Source organism: Streptomyces sp. CY-1 (assembly GCF_047218265.1).
Taxonomy (GTDB): Bacteria; Actinomycetota; Actinomycetes; order Streptomycetales; family Streptomycetaceae; genus Streptomyces; species Streptomyces niphimycinicus.
Map to the genome: position 1 here is coordinate 9,495,266 of NZ_CP178393.1, position 25,017 is coordinate 9,520,282.

The following is a 25,017-nucleotide window of genomic DNA, read 5'->3' on the forward strand; positions in this document are numbered from 1 at the left end:
CCGGATGACCACGGATCCGCGGAGCCCTGCCGCCGGCGGGCTCCAGGGCGCACGCTGCTCCGGCTGCTCGGTGACGGTGTACCCCGCGGACGACACGTGCCCGCGCTGCGGAGGGCCGGCCGATCCGGCGGCCCTCCAGGGCACGGGCACGCTGTGGACCTGGACGGTGCAGCGGTACGCCCCCAAGTCGCCGCCCTACCAGGCCCCGCCCGGAGGCTTCGAGCCGTTCGCACTCGGCTATGTCGAGCTGGCGGAGGGCGTGCGGGTGGCCGCCGTCCTCGATGTCGACGACCTCGACGCCGTCCGCATCGGCATGCCGCTCTCCGTGACCGCCGGTCCCGGGGTGCCCCGGGCCAGGCCCACACCCCTGAGCGAGGAGGGCTCTTGAGCACCGATGTGCTGATCTGCGGCGCGGGGCGCACCCCGTTCGGCCGGTCGGAGGCGACCGGCCGGCAGCTCGCCGTCGCCGCCGTGAACGCCGCGCTGGCGGACGCCGGGATCGCGTGGTCGCGGGTGCGGGCCGCGTTCGGCGGCAGCGACAGCGCGGGCCTCGCGGACACCCTGGTGGCCCAACTCGGCCTCACCGGGCTGCCGTTCGTCAATGTGAAGAACGGCTGCGCCACCGGTGGCAGCGCACTTATCTCCGCCGTGAACGCGATCCGCTCCGGTATGGCGGACGTCGTCCTCGCCGTCGGCTTCGACAAACACCCGCGCGGCGCCTTCGATCCCAGGCCCGAGGACTGGGGTCTGGGCGCGGAGTACGGCAGCGACGGGCTGATGGTGACCACCCAGTTCTTCGGCATGAAGATCCAGCGCTATATGCACGACCACGGGATCACCCCGCGGACCCTGGCACTGGTCGCCGAGAAGGCGTACCGCAACGGCGGCCTGACCCCCGAGGCATGGCGGCGCGAACCCGTGTCCGCCGCGGAGATCCTGGAATCCGGCATGGTCAGCGACCCGCTGACCCGCTTCATGTTCTGCTCCCCGGGAGCGGGCGCGGCGGCGCTGGTCCTCTGCTCGCCCGAGGCCGCCCGCGCGATGGACGGCACACCGGTCACCCTGCGCTCGGCGGCCGTACGCACCCGGCGCTTCGGCTCGTTCGAGGTGTTCAGCCCGTGGATTCCCGGGGGCACACTGACCAGCGTCAGCCGTGACGCCTCGGCCGCCGCCTTCGAGGAGGCGGGGCTCGGCCCCGGCGATGTCGACGTCTGCCAGCTTCAGGACACCGAGAGTGGCGCCGAGGTCATGCACATGGCCGAGTGCGGATTCTGCGAGGACGGCGAGCAGGAGCGGCTGATCGCCTCCGGCGCCACCGGGATCGGCGGGACACTGCCGGTCAACACCGACGGCGGCTGCATCGCCAACGGCGAACCCATCGGCGCCTCGGGACTGCGCCAGGTCTACGAGGTCGTCCAGCAACTGCGCGGCCGGGCCGGTGAGCGCCAGGTCCCGGACCGCCCCAGGATCGGCTTCACCCATGTGTACGGCGCCCCCGGCGTGAGCGCCTGCACGGTCCTGTCCCGTTGAAAGTCCCGCCGAATGTCCGGCGGAATGTCCCGCCGAACTGCCCCCGATCGGAGGTGGAGGAAGAGATGAGCGGTATCCCGGAACCCGATGAGTTCCGCGCCGAGGCCCGGGCGTGGCTCGCCGGAGCGGCCCGGCCCCGCGCCACGGGCGGGGAGTGGGGCAGCGGCTCCGACTCCGTCGCCGTATTCGAGAACTGGACCGAGGAGCAGGAGCGCGAGCACACCGCCCGCGTCCAGGAGTGGGAACGCACCCGCTACGACCAGGGCTGGTCCGCGCTCAACTGGCCGCAGGAGTACGGCGGACGGAGTCTGCCCGCGTACTACGAGCAGCTCTACCGCGGCGAGGAGGCGGCCTTCGACGTACCGCACCGCCCCGAGATCTTCCCCGTCACCCAAGCGCTCGTCGCCCCCGCGATCGGCCTGTGGGGCACCGAGGAACAGAAGAGCCGCTGGCTCGTGCCCATGCTGCGCACCGACGAACTGGCCTGCCAGTTGTTCTCGGAGACCGAGGCGGGCTCCGACCTCGCCGCGGTGCGCACCCGGGCGGTGCGCGAAGGCGACACCTGGGTGCTGACCGGGCACAAGGTGTGGACCTCCGGGGCCCGCGTGGCGACCTGGGGCGTGGCGGTGTGCCGCACCGATCCGGACGTCCGCAAGCACGCCGGGATCACCGTCTTCCTGGTGCGCATGGACGCGCCGGGGGTCACCGTACGGCCCATCCGGCAGATGACCGGTGGCACCAGCTTCAACGAGGTCTACCTGGACGGTGTGCGGGTGCCCGACACCGACCGGCTCGGGCCGGTCGGCGAGGGATGGCGGGTCACGCTCAGTGTGCTGGCCGCCGAACGGCTCGACTCCGGCAGCCTCGGCCTGGACAACGCCGACCGGGCGCTGGACCTGGCCGGAAACCTGGCGCGCCCGCTCACCGGTGGCGAACAGCAGCGGGCCGCCGACCTCCACCTCCGCACCCTCGTCCAGCGGCTCATGGGACTGCGGGTGACCGCCGCCCTCGTCGCCGGGCGCGAACCGGGCGCCGAGGCATCGGTAGGCAAGCTCTACGCCACCGAGACCATGCGGCGCACCAGCGACCTGGTGTCCGAGCTGCTGGGACCGAGCCTCGTGGCGGACACCGGGGAGTGGGGCACCTACGCCTGGACGGAACACCTCCTGGGCGCCCCCGGCTACAGCATCGCGGGCGGCACCGACGAGATCCAGCGCACCATCCTCGCCGAGCGCGTACTCGGCCTGCCCAAGGAGCCCGTCCGATGAGCATGGCCACCGAGGTGCCGGAGCTGGCCGCCCGGGTCCGCGACCGGCTCGCCCGCCACCACCCGGGCACGCCGGTCGGCGAGTTGACGGTGCTGCCGGGCGGCCACTCCGGGCTGACCTACGAGGTCGCGGCCGGGGACGCCCGCTACGTCGTCAAGGCGGTGCCTCCGGGGCAGCGGCCCGTCGGGCGCAACGACGTCCTGCGCCAGTCACGGGTGCTCGGCGCGCTGGCCGGATCCATGGTGCCGGTACCGGGCGTCGTGGCCGTCGACGAGACCCAACCGGCCTGGTTCGCCATGGACTTCGCGGCCGGGGAGGCCATCGAGCCGGTACTGGACGACCACGAGGTGGCCCCCGCGACGGCCCGCGCCCGGATGCTGGAGATCGCCTCCGTCCTGCGCCGGCTGCACGGCACCGATGTGCACACGCCCGGGCTCGACGCGCCCGCACCGCTGGACGCCGCCGGTGAGCTGGAGCGGTGGAGCCGCACCCTGCGGGCCGTTCCCGTCGAACTGCGGCCCGGCGGGGAGGAGTTGCTGGCGCGTCTCGCCGACGGCGTACCCCACGGCCTTCCGCCGGTACTGCTGCACGGCGACTTCCGGCTCGGCAATGTGCTGTGCGTGGGCGAGCGCGCGGTGGCCGTCGTCGACTGGGAGATCTGGAGCGTCGGCGACCCGCGCATCGACCTGGGCTGGTTTCTGCTCTTCGCCGACCACCGCAACTTCCCCCAACTGGGACACGCCGTGCCCGGACTGCCCGGCGAGGCCGAACTGCTGGACACCTACCTCGACGGGCGGCCCGCGCTGCCGGCGATGGACTGGTTCCGGGCACTCGGCCGCATGAAGATGGCCGCGATCATGGGCCACAACCTGCGCCGGCACCGCGAGGGCAAGCACCACGACCCGGACCAGGAACGCCTGCCGCCCACCATCGCCGCGATGATCCGCACCGCCCGCGACATCCTCGGCTGATCCGGCAGCGGTACGCCCCCACCCAACAGGAGCAATCGTGGATTTCGGATACTCGCCACGGGCGAGTGAACTCCAGGACCGCATGCGGTCGTTCATGGACGAACACGTCTTCCCCGCGGAGGCGACGTACGACCGGCAACTGGCCGAAGGGGAGAACCCGCACGCCCTGCCGCCGGTGATGGCCGAGCTGAAGGAGAAGGCCCGCGCCGAGGGCCTGTGGAACCTCTTCATGGCCCACGGCGACTGGGGCGCGGGGCTCACCAACCTCGAATACGCGCCGCTCATGGAGCTGGCGGGCCGCTCCATCATCGGCCCCGAGGTGTTCAACTGCTCGGCGCCCGACACCGGCAACATGGAACTGCTCGCCCTGTACGCCACCCCCGAGCAGCAGGACCGCTGGCTGCGCCCGCTGCTCGACGCTCGGATCCGCTCCTGCTTCGCCATGACCGAGCCGGAGGTCGCGAGTTCCGACGCGCGCAACATCCGCACCCGCATCACCCGCGACGGCGACAGCTACGTCGTCAACGGCCGCAAGTGGTACACCTCCGGGATCCTCGACCCCGACTGCAAGCTGATCATCCTGATGGGCAAGACCGACCCGGACGCGCCCACCTACCGGCAGCAGTCCATGCTGCTCGTCCCCCGGGACACCCCGGGCGTCACGGTCCTGCGCGACCTGCCGATGTTCGGCTACACCGACCGGCTCGGACACGGCGATGTGCTCTTCGAGAACGTCCGCGTGCCGGTCGAGAACATCCTCGGCGGGGAGGGCGAGGGCTTCGCGCTCGCCCAGGGACGGCTCGGTCCCGGCCGGATGCACTACGCGATGCGCGCCGTGGGCTTCGCCGAGCGCGCCCTGCGGCTGATGTGCGAGCGCGTCACCGAACGCACCGCCTTCGGCGGACCGCTGGCCGACCAGGGAGTGGTCCGGGAGTGGATCGCCCGCAGCCGCATCGAGATCGAGCAGTTGCGTCTCCTCGTCCTCAAGTCGGCCTGGCTGATGGACACGGTGGGCAACTCCGCGGCCCGTATGGAGGTCGCCGCCATCAAGGTCGCGGCGCTGGAGGTCGCGCACAAGGTGGTCGACCGGGCGGTGCAGGCACACGGCGCGGCAGGCGTCAGCGACGACACCGTACTGGCCCGGCTGTACGCCATCACCCGGGCGCTACAGATCGCCGACGGCCCCGACGAAGTCCATCTGCGCACGGTGGCCCGCCAGGAACTCGCGCAATACAAGAAGAAGACCGGCACGGAGACAGGAGCGGCGTGAGCGCCAACAGCCTCGACGGCAAGGTGGCCGTCATCACCGGTGGATCCCGTGGCATCGGCCTCGGCATCGCCACCGCCTACCGGGCGGCCGGCGCACATGTGGTGATCGCGGCCCGTAAACCGGCCGGACTCGCCGAGGCCCGCGAGGAGTTGCTGCGCGTCAAGGGCGACGGCGATGTGCACACGGTGGTGGCGAACGCCGGTGAACCCGAGCAGGCCGAGCGGTGTGTCGAGGAGACCATGGCCCGCTTCGGCCGCCTCGACATCCTCGTCAACAACGCGGCCACCAACCCGTACCACGGCGATCTGCTCGACCTGGACCTGCCGCGCGCGGAGAAGACCGTCCGCGTCAACCAGTACGGCATGATCGCCTGGACCCGGTGCGCCTGGCGGGCCTGGATGGCCGAACACGGGGGAGCGGTGGTCAACATCGCCTCCGTCGGCGGGCTCATCGTCGACCCGCATATCGGCTACTACAACGCCACCAAGGCCGCCATGCTCCATATGACCAGGCAGCTCGCCTACGAACTGGGGCCGCACGCCCGCGTCAACGCCATCGCCCCCGGCCTGATCAAGACCGAGCTGGCGCGGGCGGTATGGGAGGTCCGCGAGCCGATCCTCACCGCCAAGCTGCCGCTGCGGCGCCTGGGCACTGTGGAGGACGTGGCCCACGCCGCGCTGTTCCTGGCCTCCGACGCCTCCTCCTGGATGACCGGCCAGACCCTGGTGCTCGACGGCGGCGCGACCGCCCTGCCGATCGGGGTGGAGGGATGAGCGCGCCCCGGCCCGCCGCGGAGCTGTTCTCGCTGCGGGGCAGGACGGCCGTGGTCACCGGTGCGTCCGCGGGGCTCGGCGCACGCTTCGCCGCCGTCCTCGCACAGGCCGGCGCCACCGTGTTCGCCGCCGCCCGGCGGATCGACCGGCTGAAGGAACTCGCCGACTCCGACACGCGCATCCACCCCGTCGCCTGCGACGTCTCGCTCGCCGCCGACCGCGCGCAGCTCACCGGGACGGCGCTGGCCGCCACCGGCCGCATCGACATCCTGGTCAACAACGCGGCCACATCCGGCGAGACCCGCGCCGAGGACGAATCCCCGGACGCGTTCGCCGATGTTCTCGGCGTCAACCTCACCGCCCCCTTCCACCTGGCACGCCTGGTGGCGGAGGTACCCGCCGTGGACGGCGACCCGACCCGGAGCGTCATCAACGTCTCCTCCATCCTCGGCCTGGTCACCGCCGCCCCCCTGGGCGGCGCGAGCTACGCGGCGTCCAAGGCCGGGCTGATCGGGCTGACCCGGGAGCTGGCCGGACAGTGGGGCGGAAGCGGGACCCGCGTCAACGCGCTCGCCCCTGGCTGGTTCCGCACCGAGATGACCGCGGACCTCTTCGACGACGAGCGCTCCAGCCGCTGGGTCGAGCGCAACACCCTGCTGCGGCGCGGCGGCGACGCCCAGGAACTCGACGGCGCGCTGCTGTTCCTGGCCTCGGACGCCTCCTCGTACTGCACCGGGCAGGTGCTGACCGTCGACGGCGGATGGACCGCGCGATGAGGGTCGGCATCGAGATCGACGACGGACTGGCCCGCGTCACCCTGCGCCGCGGCGAGGCGGGCAACGCCATCGACCTGGAGATGGCACACGGACTGCTGGACGCGGCGCGGGTCTGCGCGGCCGAGTCCGTACGGGCCGTGCTGCTGACCGGCGAGGGGAAGTCCTTCTGCGTCGGCGGCGACCTCGGGGAGTTCTCCCGGCTCTCCGGCCAGCCGCTGGAGAAGCACCTCATCACGGTGACCGGCGCGCTCCACGAGGCCCTGCGCATGTTCGCGGCGGGCGACGCGCCCGTGGTGGCCGCCGTGCAGGGCGCCGTCGCCGGTGCGGGCATCGGCCTGGCCGCGTCCGCCGATGTGACCCTCGCCGCCGACAACGCCTCGTTCACCACCGCCTACACCGGGATCGGTTACTCACCGGACGCCGGAGTGAGCTGGTTCCTGCCCCGGCTCATCGGCCCGAAGCGGGCCCTGGACCTGCTGCTGACCAACCGCCGCATCAAGGCGGCGGAAGCCGAGGCCATCGGCCTGGTGAGCCGGACCGTCGCCCCCGACCTGCTGGCCGCCGAGGCCCTCCGCACGGCCGAGGCGCTGTGCGGCGGGCCCACCGCCGCCTTCGGCGCCACCCGCCGTCTCGTCGCCACCGGGCTGACCTCGGACCTCGGCACGCACCTGGACCGCGAGGCCCGTGCGATCGCCGCCGCGGCCTCCTCCGCCGCGGGCCGCGAGGGCGTCGCCGCCTTCCTGGGCAAGCGGGCGCCCGACTTCACCCGCGCCGCCCCCAGCACCTGACACCTCCCCGAAACCCCTGGAGCCCCACCGTGTCGGAAGCATTCATCGTCGGAGCCGTCCGCACCCCCGTCGGCCGCCGCAAGGGCACGCTCAGCGGCGTGCACCCCGCCGATCTCGGCGCCCACGCACTGCGCGCCCTGCTGGAGCGCACCGGAGCCGACCCGGGCGCCGTGGACGACGTGTACTTCGGGTGCGTCAGCCAGATCGGCGCGCAGACCGGCAACGTCGCACGCACCGCATGGCTGTCGGCCGGGCTGCCGCAGCACGTCCCCGGCACCACCATCGACCGCCAGTGCGGCTCCTCCCAGCAGGCCGTGCACTTCGCCGCCCAGGCGGTCGGCTCCGGGGCCGCCGATCTGGTGGTGGCCGGCGGGGTGGAGGTGATGAGCCTGGTGCCCATCGCCAGCCCCATGACCGTTGGCGAACAGGCCGGTATGGGCAGCCCGTACGCGGGTGACGGCTGGCGCGAGCACTTCGGCGACCAGGAGGTCTCCCAGTTCCGCGGGGCCGAACTGATCGCCGAGAAGTGGGGCGTCTCCCGGGTGGACATGGAGGAATTCGCGCTCACCAGCCACCAGCGCGCCCTCGCCGCCCAGGCCGACGGCGCCTTCGACGACGAGATCACCCCGGCCTTCGGGCTCACCGCCGACGAGGGCCCGCGCGCCGACACCACCCTGGAGAAGATGGCCGGGCTGAAGACCCTCACCGAGGACGGCCGGCTGACCGCCGCGGTCTCCAGCCAGATCTCCGACGGAGCCGCCGCCCTGCTGATCGCCTCCGAGGAGGCGGTGCGCCGCCACGGCCTGACCCCGCTCGCGCGCGTGCACACCATGGCCGTCGTCGGCTCCGATCCGATCCATATGCTGACCGGTCCGATCCCCGCCACCGAGAAGGTCCTGGACCGGGCCGGGCTGTCGATCGGCGACATCGATCTGGTGGAGATCAACGAGGCGTTCGCCTCCGTCGTCCTCGCCTGGCAGAAGGAGATCGGCCCCGACCCGCAGCGGGTCAACGCCTTCGGCGGCGCCATCGCGCTCGGCCATCCCCTCGGCGCCACCGGCGCCCGCCTCATGACCACGCTCGTCCACCAACTGCGCAGGACCGGTGGGCGCTACGGTCTTCAGACGATGTGCGAGGGCGGCGGCATGGCGAACGCGACCGTGCTGGAGCGCCTTTGACCCGGCTCTGTTCACGTCGATTGGCAACTGAGTTCAGCTTGGGGCTACTCTCGGGTACGGACACGGTGGGCGGCAGCCAGGAGACGAGGCATGGCGACGAGAATCGTTGAACCGGAAGCGGGACCGAGGTCCAAGCGCGCCGCCATCCTGGCGGCCGCCGTCGACTGCTTCGGCGAGACGGGGTTCGAGGCCACCAAGTGGTCCACCGTGGCGGAGCGGGTCGGCATCGGGCAGACCGCGCTGTACCACTACTTCGAGTCCAAGACGCACTGCCTGCTGACCATCATGCGGCTGGAGCTCCAGCGGTCCCATGACAAGTTCACGGAGGCGACCGAGGGCGTCGAGGACCCGACCGAGGCGCTCCGGGCGGCCGTGCGCGCGGCCTACGACGTATCGGACCAAGAGGTCCTCCAGATGCGGATCCTGCACAACCACATGGATCTGCTCTCCGGCACGCGCAAGTCCAAGCGGGAGGAGGCCGAGCGCGTCGAGGCCCGCAAGCTGGTCCAGCTCGTCGAGCGGAACTGGACGAACCTGCTGGTCCGGGGCATGTCCATGGGCGCCTTCCCGCTCCGGGACGCACAATTGCTGGGCTCGGGTGTGCTGGGCCTGATCGTCAGCGTCTGGCGGTGGTACCGGCCCTCGGGGCCGACGCCGCTGTCGGAGGTCAGCGAGCTGATCGAGGGCGCCTGCGTACGCATGGTCGCCACCTGACCCCCTGAGCGGCCCCCTGTCGCTTCCGGCCCCCGGCGGATATCCGCCGGGGGCCGTTTCACGTTTCGTACGGACTCTTGTCAGCCGTGTTTCCCCGGGATTAGCATCCAACCTGAATTGAACTGAACTCAGGTTGATCTGGGGGCCGTCGCAGCGGCCCCGGATCCCCGGGAGCGCTCGGCCACCCCATCGAAAGGGCGCAGTCATGACGTTGCGCACGTATATGGCCAGTATGGACAGCGACCAGCCGGAACGGACGCTGGACCTGCTCGAACCCGACTTCCGCTTCCTCATCGCCCTGCCGGGCAGTGAGGTCACCGGCAAGTCCAAGGAGGACTTCGCCGCCTACATCGCCGGCCGGAATCCCAAGGACCGGTCGCATGAGATCCTGCGCCACAGCCGGGACGGCGACGTCGAGACCGTGTACGGGGTGGTGACGGAGGGCGGGCGGTACACCGGCTCCTTCCTCTCCGCCGCGGTGATCTCGCCCGGCGGGCTCCTTTCGCGCTACCAGTCCTTCTTCACCACCTCCTTCGAACTGGTCGACTGGGCGGACGACGGGAGCCGGGCATGACGGACACCCCGGCCGCGGCCCCCTTCCTCACCGCGTGGTTCGAGATACTGGACGGTGACGAGCCGTCCCGGATCCTCGACCTGATCAGCGACGACTTCTCGCTGTCCATCCTGTTCTCCACCGGCGACGGCAACGCCACCGACTTCGCCGGGGACCGCGCCGCTCTCGTCGGCTATCTCGAACAGCGTGAGAAGGGCACCCGCACCCACCACATGCTGTCGGCCACCACGCTCGGCCAGGACGAGCTGTTCCTGGGCGAGGTACGGCGCGCGGGCGTCCCCGAGGCCAGCTTCGTCGCCGCCGGGCAGGTGAACGGCGAAGGCCGGCTGCGGCGCCTGCTGATCGGGCGCTCATCCGAGATCCGCTTCACCTGAGCGGTATCGGATCCGCTCACCACCCCCATCCCCTCGACCCCGTGCGGAGCACCGTCATGTACAACCTCGTCCTGCTGGCAGCCCGGCCCCCGGAGTGGACGCATGAGCAGTTCATCACCTGGTGGCGCGGCGACCACGCGGAGCTGACCTACCGCCTGCCCGGGCTGCGCGCCTGGCGCCACACCGATATCGACACCGCTCTGGAGCCGCGTTCCGAGGGCTGGGACGGGATCTCCGTGCTCAGCTTCGACTCCCCGGAGGACCTGAAGAAGGCCCTCGCGAGCCCCGAGTGGGCCGCGGCCGTCGCCCAGGTCGGCGACATGAAGGGCCGCCGGATCGCGGTCATGGGACACGAGGCGGAGATGTTCGCCGCCTGAGGATTCCGGGCCGCCCGGCGCGGTCCGGCGGCAGGGCAAGCACCAGAGTTCGGCAAACGGAGTTCGGCACAGCGCAACGAGGGGCAGGATGCGACAGGTAGTGCGGGAGTTCCAGCAGAAGGCGGAAGAGGCCGACTTCATCGCCGTGATCGACGACACCGGCAGCCATACGGCCCGGCAACTGCTCGACGAGGCCCAGCGGCTGGCCGGAGCGCTGTCCGCGGGCGAGCCCGACGGCTCGGTCGGCACCGTCCTGGTCCAGGCGGACAATTCATGGCGCACTGTCGCCGCCACCCTCGCCGTAGGACTGCGGGGCGGAGTCCTCGCGGTGGTCAATCGGCACACCACACCCGCCGAGTTCACCGCCGCATGGGAGGACATCCGCCCGGACGCCGTCGTCGCCGAGCCCTCGGCGATGGACGAGTGGGCGGTGCCCACCCGGCTGCCCGACCCGGCACGGACGGTGCTCGACGGCTGGGCCTGCCGGTCCGCACCCGAAAAACGCGAGGTGTCGCGGTGGTCCGGCGGTGCCCTCATCGGCCTCACCTCCGGATCGACCGGGCGTCCCAAAGGCGTCGTCCAGTCCGAGCAGGCCCTGCGCTACGCCGCCACGAGCACCATCGACGTCAACGGCCTGGCGCCGGGCGACGCCATCGCCGCGATCGTGCCGCTGTCGTCCACGGCGGCCTACTGCTTCGGGGTCTATCTCTCCCTCGTGCTGCGCGGGCCCCTCGTCCTGACCGGGAAGTGGGACCGGGCGGTCGCACTGCGGCGGATGGCCGAGGCCGGTGTCCGCTGGACCATGTGCGTACCGACCATGGCGCTTCAGATGGGCACCGAAGCGGCCGGCTCCGGCATCCTGCGGGGCGTCCGGTCGATCACCGTCGGCGGCGGGCCCATGGACCGCGGAGCCCTGGCCAGGGCCGAACAGTCCCTGGGCACCAAGATCCTCCGTGTCTTCGGCATGTCCGAATGCCTGGGCCACACCACGCCGAGCCCCGACGACCCCGAGGAGATCCGGCTCGGCAGGGACGGCCGCCCCTTCCCGGGGACGGACGTACGCGCGCTCACCATCGACGGTCAGGCGGCCGGGCCGGGAGTGACCGGCCGGGCGCAGGTCCGCGGCCCCTCCCTCTTCCTCGGATACGCCCGCGAGGGCAGAACCGATCCACCGACGCTGACGGAGGACGGCTATCTGCCCACCGGCGACCTGCTGATGGTCCACGAGGACGGCACCCTCACCATCATGGGCCGCGAGAAGGACATCATCATCCGCGGCGGCCGCAACATCGACATCACCGAGATCGAGCGCGCGGTCGCCAGCCATCCACGCGTGGCCACAGCCTGTGTCGTGCCGGTCCCCGACGAAGTCCTCGGCGAGCGCGTGGCGCTGCTCGTCGTCGCCGAGGACGGCGGCGGCGTCGAGCTGGCCGAGGTGACCGGCCATCTGGAGAGCGTCGGTCTGTCCAAGACCAAATGGCCCGAGTACGTCTACGACGTCGAGGAACTGCCCCAGACGAAGGTCGGCAAGCTCGACCGGGGCGGAGCCCGGGACCTGGCCATCAGGCTGCACACCCGCGAAGGAGGATCATGACGGCACGGTTCGACCAGGCTCCCTGGGCGGCGGCCGGAATCCAGACCGTACAGCCCGGGGTGCACCGCGTGCCGCTGCCACTTCCGGGCGACGGGCTGCGCGCCGTCAATGTCTACCTCCTGGAGGATCTGGCCGACGACGGCATCGTCATGATCGACGGGGGCTGGGCGATCCCCGAGGCGCGCAAGGTGCTCGAGGACGCCCTGGCCGCCATCGACCGCGACCCCGGCGACATCAGCCACATCCTGGTCACCCACATCCACCGCGACCACTACACCCAGGCGGTGGAACTGCGCCGGCTGCTGGGCTCGCGCGTCTACCTCGGCGCGGGGGAACGCCCCGGCCTGGAGATGCTCCACCGGCTGCGCAGCGACCAGCCGGTGGGCTCATTGCGGACCCTGCGCGCGGCGGGAGCAGGGGACCTCGCCGACCAGATCGAGGCGATGGACCACGGCGGCTACGACCCGAGTGTGTGGGAGGCACCCGACCGCTGGCTCGGCGCGGAGACCCTGCGCTTCGGCGAGCGCGAACTGCGTGTCGTCCCCACCCCCGGACACACCAAGGGCCATGTGGTCTTCCTGGACGAAGAGCGGGGGCTGGTGTTCTCCGGGGACCACGTCCTGCCGCATATCACCCCGTCCATCGGCTTCGAGCTGACCGAGCCCGGCGGCCGCCCGCTCGCCGACTACCTGGACTCGCTGCGGCTGATGACCCGCTACGCCGACGCCCGCCTGCTGCCCGCACACGGGCCGGTGGCCGACAGCACCCACACCCGGGTCGCCGAACTGCTCGACCATCACGACGAGCGGCTGGCCAGAAGCCTGGCGGCGCTGGGCGAGAAGACACTCGACGCCCACGCGGTGGCGCGCCGGCTCGCCTGGACGCGCCGGGCCGTGCCGTTCGCGGAGTTGAGCGCCTTCAACCAGATGCTCGCGATCAATGAGACGGCCGCGCATTTGGATGTCCTGGTGCTGCGGGGCCGGGCGACGGTGGCATTCGCCGACGGTGTGCATCAGTACTCGCGAGCGGCACCGGGCGGGTTGACGCCGCCCTCATGAACCCGGCAACTGAACACGGTATGGCACTGAGTACCCTCCCAAGGCGCTGAGTGCCACGCCGGTGGCCAGTCAGTGGCTAGTCGTCCCCCAACGTCTTCTCGATCTTCTGCACCACGCGCCACAGGGGAGCCTTCCGCGGCGCGACGATGACGACCACATCGTCCTCCTCGCTCTCCGGCGCGGGGACGGGCTCGGCGCCGCTCTCCGTGGATCCGTCGGCACTGCCCCACGTCTGCCGGACGAATGCCAGCGACTGATCCACCGCCTTCGCACCATCGCCGTGGCCCCCGCCGCGCAGCCAGGTCCGCAGTCCGTTGTTGTGCGCGGCGACGATGGCCGCGGCCTGCACTTCGGCCCGCAGCGCTCCGTTCGGGTCCCCCGCATAGCGTTGCCGCAGGTAGTGGGCCAGGGTGCGCTCGTAGCGGTGTACGACGGACAGCTCGTAGCCGCGCAGGCTGGGCACCTCGCGGGTGAGCCGATAACGCTGCACGGAGAACTCCGGGTTCGCGGCGTACATCCGCATGACGAGGCGGGCCGCGTCACAGATCACATCGAGCGGTTCGCCGTCGGTGCTCGTCGCGAGGAAGGCGCTCATCTCGGTCAGGCAGCGCTCATGGTCGGGGAAGACGACGTCTTCCTTGGACGGGAAGTAGCGGAAGAACGACCGGCGCCCCACTCCGGCCCGCGCGACGATGTCGTCCACCGTGGTCCGCTCGAAGCCATGCTCCACGAAGAGCTGGAACGCGGCCTCGATGAGCACCTCGCGCATGGGTGCCTTGCCGGACGGCTCGGGCCCGCTCACCGCTGGGCCGCCCTGCCCTCGTCGCCTACGTCCGCCATGAAGGGAACGTAGCATCAGCGTGCGGCGAGGGCGACACTGAGTACCTTTACTGAGGGTACCGAGTGCCATACCCTCGTTCAGGTGCTCCGGTGGGGCAGCGCGGACATCCACGAACAGTAAGGAGAGCCGGCGTGAGCTTGAGGATCGTTGTCTGTGTGAAGTACGTGCCCGACGCCACCGGCGACCGGCACTTCGCCGAGGACCTGACCGTCGATCGCGACGATGTGGACGGCCTGCTGTCGGAGCTGGACGAGTATGCCGTTGAGCAGGCCCTCCAGATCGCCGACGAGGCCGACGATGCCGAGATCACCGTGCTGACGGTGGGTCCGGAGGATGCCAAGGACGCGTTGCGCAAGGCGTTGTCGATGGGTGCGGACAAGGCCGTGCATGTCGAGGACGACGATCTGCACGGTACGGACGCGCTGGGTACGTCGCTGGTGCTGGCCAAGGCCGTTGAGAAGACCGGCTATGACCTGGTGGTCTGCGGTATGGCGTCCACGGACGGGACGATGGGTGTGCTTCCGGCGATGCTGGCGGAGCGGCTGGGTGTGCCGCAGGTGTCGCTGCTGTCGGAGGTGTCGGTCGAGGACGGCACGGTGAAGGGGCGCCGTGACGGGGACAGTGCGACCGAGTTGCTGGAGGCGGCGCTTCCGGCGGTGGTGTCGGTGACCGACCAGTCGGGTGAGGCGCGTTATCCGTCGTTCAAGGGCATCATGGCGGCGAAGAAGAAGCCGGTGACCTCCTGGGACCTGGAGGACCTGGAGATCGAGTCGGACGAGGTCGGTCTCGAGGGCGCCTGGACCGCGGTGGACGGCGCCACGGAGCGCCCGGCCCGTACCGCGGGCACGATCGTCAAGGACGAGGGCGAGGGCGGCAAGCAGCTCGCCGCCTTTCTCGCGGAGCGCAAATTCATCTGATGCCGCCTCGCGGGTCAGAAGTTCATCTGAGCCCCGCTGTCCTTACCGTCCGTTTCTTTCGCATGTCGCAGGAGAGCGATTCCCATGGCTGAAGTCCTTGTCTATGTCGACCACGTGGACGGTGTCTATGTCGACCACGTGGACGGTGCCGTCCGCAAGCCCACCCTGGAGCTGCTGACTCTGGCCCGCCGTATCGGCGAGCCCGTCGCGGTCGCGCTGGGCGCTGGTGCGGAGAGCACCGCGTCCGCCCTGGCCGAGCATGGTGCGGTGAAGGTGCTGACCGCTGACGCGTCCGAGTTCGCCGACTACCTCGTGGTGCCGAAGGTCGACGCGCTCCAGGCCGCGTATGAGGCGGTGTCCCCGGCCGCCGTGCTGTTCCCGTCCTCCGCGGAGGGCAAGGAGATCGCGGCGCGTCTCGCGGTCCGTATCGGGTCGGGCATCATCACCGACGCGGTGGATCTGGAGGCCGGTGACGAGGGCCCGGTCGCCACGCAGTCGGTGTTCGCCGCCGCTTTCACCACCAAGTCCCGGGTGTCCAGGGGGACGCCGGTGATCACGGTGAAGCCGAATGCGGCGGCTGTGGAGGCCGCTCCGGCCGCGGGTGCGGTCGAGGCGCTGTCGGTGTCGTTCTCGGAGCAGGCGACGGGGACGAAGGTGGTCTCGCGTACGCCGCGTGAGTCGACGGGCCGTCCGGAGCTGACCGAGGCGGCGATCGTGGTCTCCGGTGGGCGTGGTGTGGGCGGTGCGGAGAACTTCCCCGTCGTCGAGGCCCTCGCCGACTCCCTGGGTGCGGCCGTGGGTGCGTCGCGTGCGGCGGTGGACGCGGGGTGGTATCCGCACACCAATCAGGTCGGTCAGACCGGTAAGACGGTTTCGCCGCAGTTGTACGTGGCGGCGGGTATCTCGGGTGCGATCCAGCACCGGGCCGGTATGCAGACCTCGAAGACGATTGTGGCGGTCAACAAGGACGCCGAGGCTCCGATCTTCGATCTGGTCGACTACGGCGTGGTCGGTGACCTCTTCGAGGTCGTCCCGCGGTTGACCGAGGAGGTCAAGACCCGTAAGGGCTGATGTCGGACCGGCAGCCAGGGACGAGCCGAGCCGGGAATCCGAGGGCAGGAGGGCGCCGTGGAACATATTGTTGGCCGATGCGCGCACACCGTATAGACCGCCCAGCCGATCTCGATGTGGTCCGTGAGTCCTATGACCGGGTGGCCGACAACTACGCCCACATGGTGGTGACGACGGGAGTCGGCGACATCCGTCGCCATCCCTGGCTCAAGGCATCCATCGACGCCTTCGCCGACACCGTGGGCGACCTCGGGCCGGTCCTCGACGTCGGCTGCGGACCCGGAACGGTGACCGCCTACCTCGCCGAACGCGGACTCGACGTGTCCGGAGTCGATCTCTCTCCCCGCATGATCGAAAACGCGCGCCGTCTTCATCCGCGATGCCGTTTCAGCGTCGCCTCCGCCACCGACCTCGACCTCGCGGAAGCGTCCCTCGGCGGCGTACTCGGGTGGTGGTCGCTGTTCAACCTCCCTCGCGACGTCCTTCCCCAGGTCCTCGCCCTGTTCGTGCGAGCCCTGAAGCCGGGCGGACACTTGATCACCGCGACACACGTCGGCGACGAGGACCTGATGCGCACCGAGGCTTACGGAGGTGTGCCCGTGAACTGGACGACACACAAGTGGCGGCCCGAACAGTTCGTCGACCTGATCGAGCGGGCCGGCCTGCACCCGGTCGCCGAACTTCGGCTCCCCGCGGATGAGCACACCGGGCCCGGTGTGGTCATCATGGCCAAGCGCCCCGGCTGAGGACCGGGCTCATGAGCGGGCCGTGAGGAATTCGATGAGCGCGGCATTCACCTCTGCCGGGCGTTCCTGCTGCGTCCAGTGTCCGCAGCCCGCCAGTTCGAGCGGCTCGCGCCGCAGGCTGGGCATCAGATCGGGCAGGCTCGCGATGAGTTCGGGCGTGCCGGGGAAGGCGGGAACGGGGTCGCGGTCGCCGTAGATGTACAGCGCGGGCGGGGTGATGACGGCGCCCTGCCACGGCGCCGTCAGTTCCCAGTTGCGGTCGAGGTTGCGATACCAGTTGAGGGCTCCGGTGAACCCCTTGGAGAAGCTCTCGGTGAGCGTGTCGAGGTCGTCCTCGGTGAACCACCGCGGCAGTACCTCGGGGTCCGGCATGGTCGCGAGCCAGCCCCGCTCGGGGTCGACCAGCGGCAGCTCGACCGTGCCGGGAGCGTCGCCGGAAATCGCGTAGAAGATCTTCCGCAACGAGGTGCGGGTGTCCCTCGCGAACTCGGCGTCGGCGACACCGGGGCGGTTGAAGTAGTTCCAGTAGAAGCGGCCACCGAACCTCTTCTCCATGGCGGCCAGCGGAGGCTGCGCACCGCGGAAGGGAGGTGGCACGCTCAGACCGGCCACCCCGAGCACCATGTCCGGCCGCAGCAGCGCGGTGTTCCACGCGACCGGCGCGCCCCAGTCGTGCCCGACCACATACGCCTTGTCCTCGCCCAGCGCCCGGATCAGGCCGACGACGTCGCCGACCAGATGGAGGATGCTGTACGCCTCGACGTCGTCGGGACGGTCGCTGCGCCCGTATCCACGCTGGTCGGGGGCGACGACCCGGAAGCCCGCCTCGACCAGGGGGCCGAACTGGTGGTGCCAGGAGTGCCAGGACTCGGGGAAGCCGTGCAGAAGCACCACCAAGGGGCCTTCGCCCGCCTCGGCGATGTGCAGCCGAATCCCGTTCGTGTCGACCATTCGATGCTCAGCCATGTACACGAGCGTACGCGCCATGATCGTCGGCAACCGCGCACCATCGAAACGGGTCAGCCGCATCCGCAGTTGCGAGGCAAAGCGCTTGCTCTACATGGCATGAGCTGGTCCATCAGTCAATCGGGCTGGCATCTGCATATGCACCGGACGCGGGTTCGGGTACGGTCATCCGGGAGGCGGTAGCCCGGGTGGACGGCGGCTGCCCCGGTATGAGTGGAGCCTGATGAGTCCGGCGCGGGTCGCGGGTGTCCTGGTCGTGGAGCACATGCCGCATGAGGGCACGTACGCCCTGGGTACGGCGCTGGCGGCGGCCGGGCTTCCGGTGCGGGTGTGCCGGACGTGGGCGGGGGACCCGGTGCCGGACACGCCGGCCGATGTGGTCGCCCTGGTGGTGATGGGCGGGCCGATGGCGGCGTACGAGGACTTTCCCAGCCGTACGCGGGAGTTGGCGCTGTTGCGTGCCGCGCTCGATGCCGAGGTGCCGGTGCTCGGCGTGTGTCTGGGTGCCCAACTGCTGGCCGTGGCGGCGGGCGGCATGGGCCGTGCCGGGACCGCTGGTCCGCAAGTCGGCTGGGGCGGGATACGGATGTCTCCGGCCGCGCGCACCGACCCGCTCTTCACCGGCGTGCCCGAGCGGCTCCGCGTCCTGCATTGGCATGGCGACACCATGGACCTGCCGTCCGGTGCCACCCTGCTGGCCTCCTGCGACCGCTATCCGGTCCAGGCGTTCCGGATCGGCGGCTCGGCCTGGGGTCTTCAGTTCCACCTGGAAGTGGACGCGACGGCGGTCGGCGCCTTCGCCGAGGCGTTCCCGGCCGAAGCGGCCCTCGCACCGGAGCTCGTCGAGTCCGCCCCCGTTGAGCTGGCCGCCCTGGCACCACACCGTGACGGCGTGTTCCGCCGCTTCGCCGCCCTTGTCGCGGAGCGGGCGGCGCTGACCGCGACCCGTACCTTCTTCACACCCCGCGCCGCCGTATGGGAAGAGCGATTCACCGCCCAAGGCCCGGTCTACGCGGCGGCCGTCTCCCGGATGGGGCTGCGTCCGGGGCAGTGCGCGCTGGACGTGGGCTGCGGCAGCGGCCTGGCGCTGCCCGCACTGCGTGCCGAGGTCGGCGAGGAGGGTGTCGTTCTCGGCGTGGACGTCACCCCGGCGATGCTCACGGCCACCGTGAAGGAAGGCCGCGCCGGCCTCGCCCGGCTGCTGCTGGCCGACTCCTGCCGACTGCCGTTGCCGGCCGGGGCGGTGGACGGCATCTTCAGCGCGGGCCTGGTCAACCATGTGCCCGACCCGGCGGCGGCCCTGCGGGAGTGGGCCAGGGTCACCGCCCCCGGCGGTGTCCTGCTGCTCTTCCACCCCTCCGGCCGCGCCGAACGCGCCGCCCGCCACGGCCGTCCCCTCGACCCGGACGACCCGCTGGCCGAGCAGAACCTGCGCCCCGCCCTCAGCGCGGCGGGCTGGGCGCCCACCTGCTACGAGGACGCGCCCCACCACTTCCTGGCCCGCGCCGTGCGCATCGGCTGACGGCCCGGACTCGCCGCGCCCCAGAGCTTCCAGATTCTCGTTGATGTCCTCGAGCCGGCTTCGGTGATGTCGTGTCCTCCTGATCGAGGAGAATCGGACGATGCTCATCACCGCTGACCGAGTCCTGGTGGACACGGACACCTACCTGGAGGACGGGGCCGTCCTCACCGATGGCGAGACGATCACCGCCGTAGGCCCGAGGGAGAAGGTCATTCGGCAGGCAGCGCCGGATGCCGAGCACATCTCCTTCTCCGGCACGGTCATGCCCGGCCTCGTGGACGCCCACGTTCACCTGATCTTTGACGGCAGCCCGGATCCTGTCGCCGTCCTGCGTGCCACCGACGAGGAGTTGCTCGGCCAGATGCGGCAGCGCGCCGAGCGGCTGCTGCACACCGGCGTGACGACGGCGCGCGATCTGGGAGACCGCGACGGACTCGCGTTCCGCGTCGCCCGGGAGATCGAGAAGGGCAGCCTGCCCGGCCCGCGTATCCTCGCGGCCGGAACTCCGGCGACCCCGCCGGGTGGTCACTGCCACTTTCTCGGCGGTGAGGTCTCGGGCGAGACCGAGGCCCGCGACTTGGTCCGGCGTAACATCGCCGCGGGAGCCGCCGTCATCAAGGTCATGACCAGTGGGGGAGGGCTCACCAAGGACGGCCCGCGAAGCTGGCAGAGTCAGTTCTCCCGCGCCGAACTCCACGCTCTGGTCGATGAGGCACACTCCGCGGGACTGCCGGTCGCCGCGCACGCCCATGGAGCGGACGCGATCACCGAAGCCGTCGACGCCGGGGTCGACACCCTCGAACACTGCACCTGGATGACCGAGACCGGGTTCGACCTCCGCCGTGATGTCCTCCGGCGCATCGTCGACCGCGATATCGCGGTCTGTGTGACCGTGAGCCCCCATTGGCGCATGCTGCCCAAGGTCTTCGGCGAGGAGCGCGCGAAGGTGATGTTCGACCAGGTGCGAAAGATGGCCGAGGCCGGAGCACGAGTGATCGTCGGCACCGATGCCGGGGTCCAGCGCACCGGCTTCGACGGCATGCCCGGCGCGCTGACCTTCTACGCACACCTCGGCATCCCGAACGGCACCGTCCTCGACATGGCCACCCGCCGGGCCGCCGAGGCGCTGGGGCTCGGCGAGGTGACAGGACGTGTCGCCCCGGGCCTCCGGGCCGATCTCGTCCTTGTCGACGGTGACCCGCTCAAGGATCTGGATGCCTTGGGGCGGGTCAGGACCGTCGTCAGCGCGGGCCGCAGGCACGAACAGGAGTAGTCCCCGGACAGCGTGGTCCTGCGATTCCGGGGATAAGCCGGGTACTGGTTGAGCCCCGCGGGTGCGCTGATGCTTCTTCCCACAGGCCGGCCCGCCTGTGAAGAAGCGCATCACCTTCGGAGGCGATCATGCCGAAACACCTTCTCTTCCACCTGGCGGCGACCACTGCCGGCGCCGTGATCGGACTTACCGCGGTCTCGTCAACGGCGGAAGCGGCCGCGCCGCCCCTCTCGCACCCGCGGATCGTCGCCCACTTCGACCGTCCGGCCGGGCAGGTGGCGGAGAGCGTCACCGTGCGGCCGGACGGGTCGGCGGATGTCGGTCTCATCCTGTCCCGGCAGGTGGCTCACGTCGCGCTCGACGGACGTGTTGAGGTATTGGCGACCATGCCTCTCCCCGCGGATGGGGGAGTGAACACCCCCGGCACCGGATCCGCCTCGGTGACGGGCATCGAACGAACGGGAGATGGAACCCTCTACTTCCTGTATTCGGCAGGGGACGAACGCCTCACCGGTCTATGGAAACTGCGCCGGGGAGGCAAGCCGGAGCGCGTCGCCGCCCTGCCGGCGTCGAGCTTCCTCAACGGACTTGCCAGGGACGGCCGTACGGGGAACTTCTACCTCACCGACTCCACCCAGGGCGGAGTGTGGCAGGTCGGACCGCACGGCGGAACTGCCAAGCTCTGGGCCGCGGGAGAGGATCTCGCCCCGACTCACTTCTTCGGCGCCAACGGCGTGAAGGTGCACAACGGAGCTGTCTGGGTCTCCAACATCGATCGAGGAACCATCCTTCGGATACCGCTGACGGACAAGGGAACCGCGGGTCCCCATCAGGTCATGGCATCCGGACTCGACAGCGTCGATGATTTCGCCTTCACCGGCCGCGGTGATCAGCTACTGGCCGCACTCAATATCCCGAGCGAGCTGCTCCTCATCACTCCGGGCAAGCCCGACCGTACCGTCCTCGATGAGAGCGACGGTCTGGAGAACACCACATCGGTGGCGGTCGACGGCGATGCGGTCTACGTCGCCAGCGGTGCGCTCACCACAGGCGGTGACGCGAATCTTCTGACGGCCCATCTCGGTCACCAGGACTAAGGCGACCGCGGCGGCTTTATCCCAGGAACGGCAGTACCATGCTACCGACCGCAGGGTCGGCAACAATGGGAACATGAGTCGTCCCGAGAACTCGCTGGGGAACGCGCTGCGTACCTGGCGTGCCCGAATCACGACGGAAGACGTGGGACTGCCGGCCACCCGCCGGCGACGCACCGCCGGCTTGCGCCGCGAGGAGCTTGCCCATCTGGCGGGAATATCCACGGATTACCTTCTCCGTCTTGAACAGGGCCGGTCCCAGCGCCCATCCCGCGACGTCGTGGCCTCACTCGCCCGCGCGCTGCGACTCAGTACGGATGAAACCTGCCATCTGCACCTGGTGGCCAGGCTCCTTCCGCCGACGCCTCCCAAAATCCCGCAACTGATGCCGCCTGGTGTACAACGACTCGTCAGCCGCTGGGGAAACATTCCGGTGGGAGTGTTCTCCGCCTCATGGACCCTGCTGGCATGGACATCCATGTGGACGGCCTTGCTGGGTGACCCGTCCCGTCGATCGCCGGAAGAACGAAACCTGGTGCGCGCGGTATTCAACGAGCCATCGGACACGGGTCATCCGCTCTTTCCCGCCGAGCAGGGCACCGCGGAATTCAAAGCCGCTCTCGTCGCAGACCTTCGGATAACGCACGGAGCATATCCTCATGATGAGGACTTCGGAGTTCTGATTGATGAGGTCATGAGTGACAGCGAAGAGTTCCGGACCCTGTGGAGCACCCCAGCACTCGGCTCCCGCCTGGGCGGCCACAAACGCCTGCGGCATCCGCTTGTGGGGGAGATAAGTCTCGACAACGATGTGCTGAAGATGCCGGACCACGATGTGAGGGTCGTCACCTACACGGCAGAGCCGGGCACGTCGGACGAGGAAAAGCTGGAGTACTTGCGCATTGCCGCCGCCCAGACCGCCGTCTGACGGCATGACGAATTTCGCGGATGCCCCGGTTCGCGGCGGAGGCCCTGGGAGCCGTGTCCGTCAGGCTCGGGGCGCCTCAGCCGGTCCCGTAAGGTCCGGACCGCCCATCGCGAGAGTCTTCGTTCGGGGAAGGCCGGTGACGATCAGGTCGAGGGCGAATTCGAAGCGTTGGTCGAAGTTGTCGGGGCCGACGTAGGGCAGGGCCGCGGCCAGGGCTGGGTAGGTGCCGGCCGGGACCTGGTCCGGGGGGAGGGCCGGTGCGGTCTCCTGGGCGGCCTGCTGTTCCTGGGTGAGGCCCAGGGTCAGATAGAAGATCGACCAGTGGGTCCACGCGGCTGTGCATGGTGTGTGGCCGGCTGCCAGCAAGGTGGCGATCACGGTGTCGGCGTAGCGCAGCGTGTGGGGCTCGGCGGCGAAGACGCCCGCGACCATCCTGGCGGCATCGCGGTGGGAGAGCAGCGCCGCGCGGCAGCGGCGGCTCAGCTCTTTGAGGCGGTCGGGGAACGCCTCGGGCAGCGGCTCGTCGAGACAGTGCGCGAGGAGTTCGTCGGCGGCCAGTTCGAGGAGACGGCCCTTGCTGGAGGCGTGCCAGCGGACGGTGTTGTGTTGTACGCCGAGCCGGGCGGCGACGGTGCGCATGGTCACCCCGCCCAGTCCGTGTTCGTCGAGGACCGCCAGTGTGGCGGTGACGATCTCGTCCCGTGTCGTGCCCATCCGATGCGCCTTCCGGTCGGCTTCCAGATGCCTGTTGTCCAGTGGACAATTCTAGGGCATGCTCACCCTTGTCCAACGGACAAGGGTGAGAGGAAGTGGTTGTCATGCTCGACGTGCTCATCGCCGGGGCCGGCCCGGTGGGACTCTGGCTCGCCGCGGAGTTGCGCCTGCGCGGAGCGGAAGTGACCGTCGTGGAACGCCGCGCGGCACCGGACGGACGGTCGCGCGCGGTCGGCATGCAGGCCGGCACGCTGGACACCTTCGCCACCCGCGGACTCGCGGAGCGGTTCATCGAACGCGGCACCCCGGTGCCGACCGGACACTTCGGCGCGGCGACCACCCGGCTGGACTTCTCCACGGTCGGAGCGGTGCACCCGTACATGCTGGCGCTCGGTCAGGCCGTCACCGAACAGCTCCTGGAGGAGCACGCGGTTTCCGTGGGCGCCCGGGTGCTGCGCGGGGAGGAAGCCGTCTCGCTCACCCAGGGGCCGGACGCCGTCGAGGTGGTGATCCGGGCCGGCGGCACCCACCGGACCGTGCGGGCCCGCTGGGTAGTGGGCTGCGACGGCACCCGCAGCGCGGTGCGCCAGGCGGCCGGCATCGACTTTCCCGGTCAGGACACCACGCTGACCGGGTGGCTCGCCGACGTCGAACTCGACGATCCGCCCACCGCGCCGCTCGCCGCCACTGGACCGGCCGGTTCGTTCCTGGCGGCCCCGATCGGCGACGGTGTCCACCGGCTGGCGGGCCTGTCCACGGCCACCATGCACCGCGACACCGGCGATCCGCTGACCCTGGAGGAGGTACACGAGCAGACCCGCGCACTGCTGGGACGGGAGCTGGGTATCCGCAACCCCCGGTGGCTGTCGCGCTACGGCAACGCCACCCGCCAGGCCGCACGGTACCGGGCCGGACGGGTGCTGCTGGCCGGGGACGCGGCGCACATGTTCTTCCCGGCCGGTGGCCAGGGCATGAACGTCGGTATCCAGGACGCCACCAACCTGGGCTGGAAGCTCGCCGCAACCCTCCAGGGCCGGGCGCCCGACGGACTCCTCGACAGCTACGACACGGAGCGTCGGCCGGCCGCCCGCGCCGTCATCGACAACACCCGCGCGCAGCTCGCCCTGTTCGCCGCGGCGAGCCCGGAGCAGATCGCGCTGCGCGAGGTGTGGTCCGCCGCGCTGGCCGAACCGGAGACCAACCGCCTGTGGGCCCGCCGGATCGCCGGCTTCGGCGATCCGCTCACCGCCGACACCGCACCCGGCGCGCACCCGCTGAACGGCACCCGCCTGGCCGGCCTCGCCCTGGACACGCCACAGGCACCCACCGCCCACCCCTTGATGCACCACGGCCGGCCATTGCTGCTGGACCTCGGCGGGACGCGGACGCCGTGCCCCGCGAGTGATCTGGAACAGCGGGCGGCCACCGTCAACACCGAAGCGGCGGACCCGATTTGGCGGGACGTCACCGCCGTCCTGATCCGGCCCGACGCCCGGATCGCCTGGGCCGGCACCGACACCGACCCGCAGCGCCGGGCCGCGGACTGCCTCACCGCCCTGAGCGCCCTGTGCCGCTGAGCGCGCTCGGTGGTCCAGGACACATGATCAGCCCGCCATGACCGTTACTGTCCTCACGGAATCGTCCGCGACCTGCGCGGCCCACTCCGGGTTCTCGAACGGCGGGTAGTGCCCGATGTCAGG

General features: G+C 70.7%; 26 protein-coding genes. 23 read left to right on the forward strand and 3 right to left on the reverse strand.

The window, feature by feature from the left end; translation table 11 throughout:
• Positions 1-4 precede the first annotated feature (4 nt).
• The 15 genes from ACK1X7_RS40790 to ACK1X7_RS40860 all read left to right on the forward strand — a co-directional run bounded on the left by ACK1X7_RS40790 (position 5) and on the right by ACK1X7_RS40860 (position 13,245).
• On the forward strand, positions 5-388 hold the full coding sequence (locus tag ACK1X7_RS40790) for a Zn-ribbon domain-containing OB-fold protein (protein WP_237514857.1): 384 nt from the start codon (positions 5-7) through the stop codon (positions 386-388).
• Positions 385-1,530 carry a thiolase family protein gene (locus tag ACK1X7_RS40795; RefSeq protein ID WP_385113294.1) on the forward strand — a complete coding sequence of 382 codons (1,146 nt, stop codon included), beginning with the start codon at positions 385-387 and terminating at the stop codon, positions 1,528-1,530. Before ACK1X7_RS40790 ends, ACK1X7_RS40795 begins: the two co-directional genes overlap by 4 nt.
• Before the next feature lie 65 nt (positions 1,531-1,595).
• Positions 1,596-2,798 carry an acyl-CoA dehydrogenase family protein gene (locus tag ACK1X7_RS40800; protein ID WP_413116451.1) on the forward strand — a complete coding sequence of 401 codons (1,203 nt, stop codon included), beginning with the start codon at positions 1,596-1,598 and terminating at the stop codon, positions 2,796-2,798.
• The gene (locus tag ACK1X7_RS40805; protein ID WP_413116452.1) at positions 2,795-3,769 is read left to right on the forward strand and encodes a phosphotransferase family protein; all 975 of its coding nucleotides are present in this window, start codon (positions 2,795-2,797) and stop codon (positions 3,767-3,769) included. Before ACK1X7_RS40800 ends, ACK1X7_RS40805 begins: the two co-directional genes overlap by 4 nt.
• A 37-nt stretch (positions 3,770-3,806) precedes the next feature.
• Complete coding sequence (locus ACK1X7_RS40810) at positions 3,807-5,039, forward strand: acyl-CoA dehydrogenase family protein (RefSeq protein WP_385146431.1); 1,233 nt, start codon at positions 3,807-3,809, stop codon at positions 5,037-5,039.
• Positions 5,036-5,812, forward strand: coding sequence for an SDR family oxidoreductase (locus ACK1X7_RS40815; protein WP_385146433.1), 777 nt, complete (start codon positions 5,036-5,038; stop codon positions 5,810-5,812). The genes ACK1X7_RS40810 and ACK1X7_RS40815 overlap by 4 nt, the downstream gene beginning before the upstream one ends.
• A complete protein-coding gene (locus ACK1X7_RS40820) occupies positions 5,809-6,588 on the forward strand; it encodes an SDR family NAD(P)-dependent oxidoreductase (RefSeq protein ID WP_385146435.1) in 780 nt (259 codons plus the stop codon). Before ACK1X7_RS40815 ends, ACK1X7_RS40820 begins: the two co-directional genes overlap by 4 nt.
• Entirely contained in the window at positions 6,585-7,376 is a 792-nt protein-coding gene (locus ACK1X7_RS40825) for an enoyl-CoA hydratase/isomerase family protein (RefSeq protein WP_413116453.1), read from the forward strand. Before ACK1X7_RS40820 ends, ACK1X7_RS40825 begins: the two co-directional genes overlap by 4 nt.
• Positions 7,377-7,405: 29 nt before the next feature.
• Positions 7,406-8,554: an acetyl-CoA C-acetyltransferase gene (locus ACK1X7_RS40830; RefSeq protein ID WP_385113308.1), complete on the forward strand. Its 1,149-nt coding sequence runs from the start codon at positions 7,406-7,408 to the stop codon at positions 8,552-8,554.
• A gap of 90 nt (positions 8,555-8,644) precedes the next feature.
• Positions 8,645-9,268: a TetR/AcrR family transcriptional regulator gene (locus ACK1X7_RS40835; protein ID WP_211122485.1), complete on the forward strand. Its 624-nt coding sequence runs from the start codon at positions 8,645-8,647 to the stop codon at positions 9,266-9,268.
• A gap of 205 nt (positions 9,269-9,473) precedes the next feature.
• Complete coding sequence (locus ACK1X7_RS40840; protein ID WP_361508891.1) at positions 9,474-9,842, forward strand: nuclear transport factor 2 family protein; 369 nt, start codon at positions 9,474-9,476, stop codon at positions 9,840-9,842.
• Positions 9,839-10,216 carry a hypothetical protein gene (locus ACK1X7_RS40845; RefSeq protein WP_361508894.1) on the forward strand — a complete coding sequence of 126 codons (378 nt, stop codon included), beginning with the start codon at positions 9,839-9,841 and terminating at the stop codon, positions 10,214-10,216. The genes ACK1X7_RS40840 and ACK1X7_RS40845 overlap by 4 nt, the downstream gene beginning before the upstream one ends.
• A 56-nt stretch (positions 10,217-10,272) precedes the next feature.
• Positions 10,273-10,593 carry an EthD domain-containing protein gene (locus tag ACK1X7_RS40850; RefSeq protein WP_385146443.1) on the forward strand — a complete coding sequence of 107 codons (321 nt, stop codon included), beginning with the start codon at positions 10,273-10,275 and terminating at the stop codon, positions 10,591-10,593.
• 88 nt (positions 10,594-10,681) lie between these two features.
• Entirely contained in the window at positions 10,682-12,187 is a 1,506-nt protein-coding gene (locus tag ACK1X7_RS40855) for a class I adenylate-forming enzyme family protein (protein ID WP_390793392.1), read from the forward strand.
• Positions 12,184-13,245: an MBL fold metallo-hydrolase gene (locus ACK1X7_RS40860; RefSeq protein WP_385146441.1), complete on the forward strand. Its 1,062-nt coding sequence runs from the start codon at positions 12,184-12,186 to the stop codon at positions 13,243-13,245. The genes ACK1X7_RS40855 and ACK1X7_RS40860 overlap by 4 nt, the downstream gene beginning before the upstream one ends.
• A gap of 76 nt (positions 13,246-13,321) precedes the next feature.
• On the opposite strand, the gene ACK1X7_RS40865 is transcribed toward ACK1X7_RS40860, so the two are convergent.
• Entirely contained in the window at positions 13,322-14,014 is a 693-nt protein-coding gene (locus tag ACK1X7_RS40865; protein WP_385146445.1) for a TetR family transcriptional regulator, read from the reverse strand.
• A 203-nt stretch (positions 14,015-14,217) separates the two neighbouring features.
• Here ACK1X7_RS40865 and ACK1X7_RS40870 point away from each other — a divergent pair, with 203 nt between their 5' ends.
• The 3 genes from ACK1X7_RS40870 to ACK1X7_RS40880 all read left to right on the forward strand — a co-directional run bounded on the left by ACK1X7_RS40870 (position 14,218) and on the right by ACK1X7_RS40880 (position 16,820).
• The gene (locus ACK1X7_RS40870) at positions 14,218-15,003 is read left to right on the forward strand and encodes an electron transfer flavoprotein subunit beta/FixA family protein (protein WP_386948215.1); all 786 of its coding nucleotides are present in this window, start codon (positions 14,218-14,220) and stop codon (positions 15,001-15,003) included.
• Positions 15,004-15,087: 84 nt separating this feature from the next.
• A complete protein-coding gene (locus tag ACK1X7_RS40875) occupies positions 15,088-16,074 on the forward strand; it encodes an electron transfer flavoprotein subunit alpha/FixB family protein (RefSeq protein ID WP_413116454.1) in 987 nt (328 codons plus the stop codon).
• A 77-nt stretch (positions 16,075-16,151) separates the two neighbouring features.
• Positions 16,152-16,820 (forward strand): class I SAM-dependent methyltransferase, encoded by a 669-nt coding sequence (locus ACK1X7_RS40880; RefSeq protein ID WP_385146729.1) that lies wholly within the window; start codon positions 16,152-16,154, stop codon positions 16,818-16,820.
• Between the two features lie 9 nt (positions 16,821-16,829).
• Here the strand turns inward: ACK1X7_RS40880 and ACK1X7_RS40885 are convergent, their stop codons facing one another.
• Positions 16,830-17,786 carry an alpha/beta fold hydrolase gene (locus ACK1X7_RS40885; RefSeq protein ID WP_385146727.1) on the reverse strand — a complete coding sequence of 319 codons (957 nt, stop codon included), beginning with the start codon at positions 17,784-17,786 and terminating at the stop codon, positions 16,830-16,832.
• Positions 17,787-18,009: 223 nt separating this feature from the next.
• Between ACK1X7_RS40885 and ACK1X7_RS40890 the strand changes: the two genes are divergently transcribed.
• The 4 genes from ACK1X7_RS40890 (at position 18,010) to ACK1X7_RS40905 (ending at position 22,603) form a co-directional block, all read left to right on the forward strand.
• A complete protein-coding gene (locus tag ACK1X7_RS40890; RefSeq protein WP_413116455.1) occupies positions 18,010-19,308 on the forward strand; it encodes a methyltransferase domain-containing protein in 1,299 nt (432 codons plus the stop codon).
• 100 nt (positions 19,309-19,408) lie between these two features.
• Complete coding sequence (locus tag ACK1X7_RS40895) at positions 19,409-20,581, forward strand: amidohydrolase family protein (RefSeq protein WP_413116456.1); 1,173 nt, start codon at positions 19,409-19,411, stop codon at positions 20,579-20,581.
• A 128-nt stretch (positions 20,582-20,709) separates the two neighbouring features.
• Positions 20,710-21,678 (forward strand): hypothetical protein, encoded by a 969-nt coding sequence (locus tag ACK1X7_RS40900; protein ID WP_398161601.1) that lies wholly within the window; start codon positions 20,710-20,712, stop codon positions 21,676-21,678.
• 73 nt (positions 21,679-21,751) lie between these two features.
• The gene (locus ACK1X7_RS40905) at positions 21,752-22,603 is read left to right on the forward strand and encodes a helix-turn-helix domain-containing protein (protein WP_385146719.1); all 852 of its coding nucleotides are present in this window, start codon (positions 21,752-21,754) and stop codon (positions 22,601-22,603) included.
• A gap of 60 nt (positions 22,604-22,663) precedes the next feature.
• On the opposite strand, the gene ACK1X7_RS40910 is transcribed toward ACK1X7_RS40905, so the two are convergent.
• Positions 22,664-23,317 (reverse strand): TetR/AcrR family transcriptional regulator C-terminal domain-containing protein, encoded by a 654-nt coding sequence (locus tag ACK1X7_RS40910; RefSeq protein ID WP_385146717.1) that lies wholly within the window; start codon positions 23,315-23,317, stop codon positions 22,664-22,666.
• Between the two features lie 104 nt (positions 23,318-23,421).
• Here ACK1X7_RS40910 and ACK1X7_RS40915 point away from each other — a divergent pair, with 104 nt between their 5' ends.
• On the forward strand, positions 23,422-24,894 hold the full coding sequence (locus ACK1X7_RS40915) for an FAD-dependent monooxygenase (RefSeq protein WP_413116457.1): 1,473 nt from the start codon (positions 23,422-23,424) through the stop codon (positions 24,892-24,894).
• Positions 24,895-25,017 lie beyond the last annotated feature (123 nt).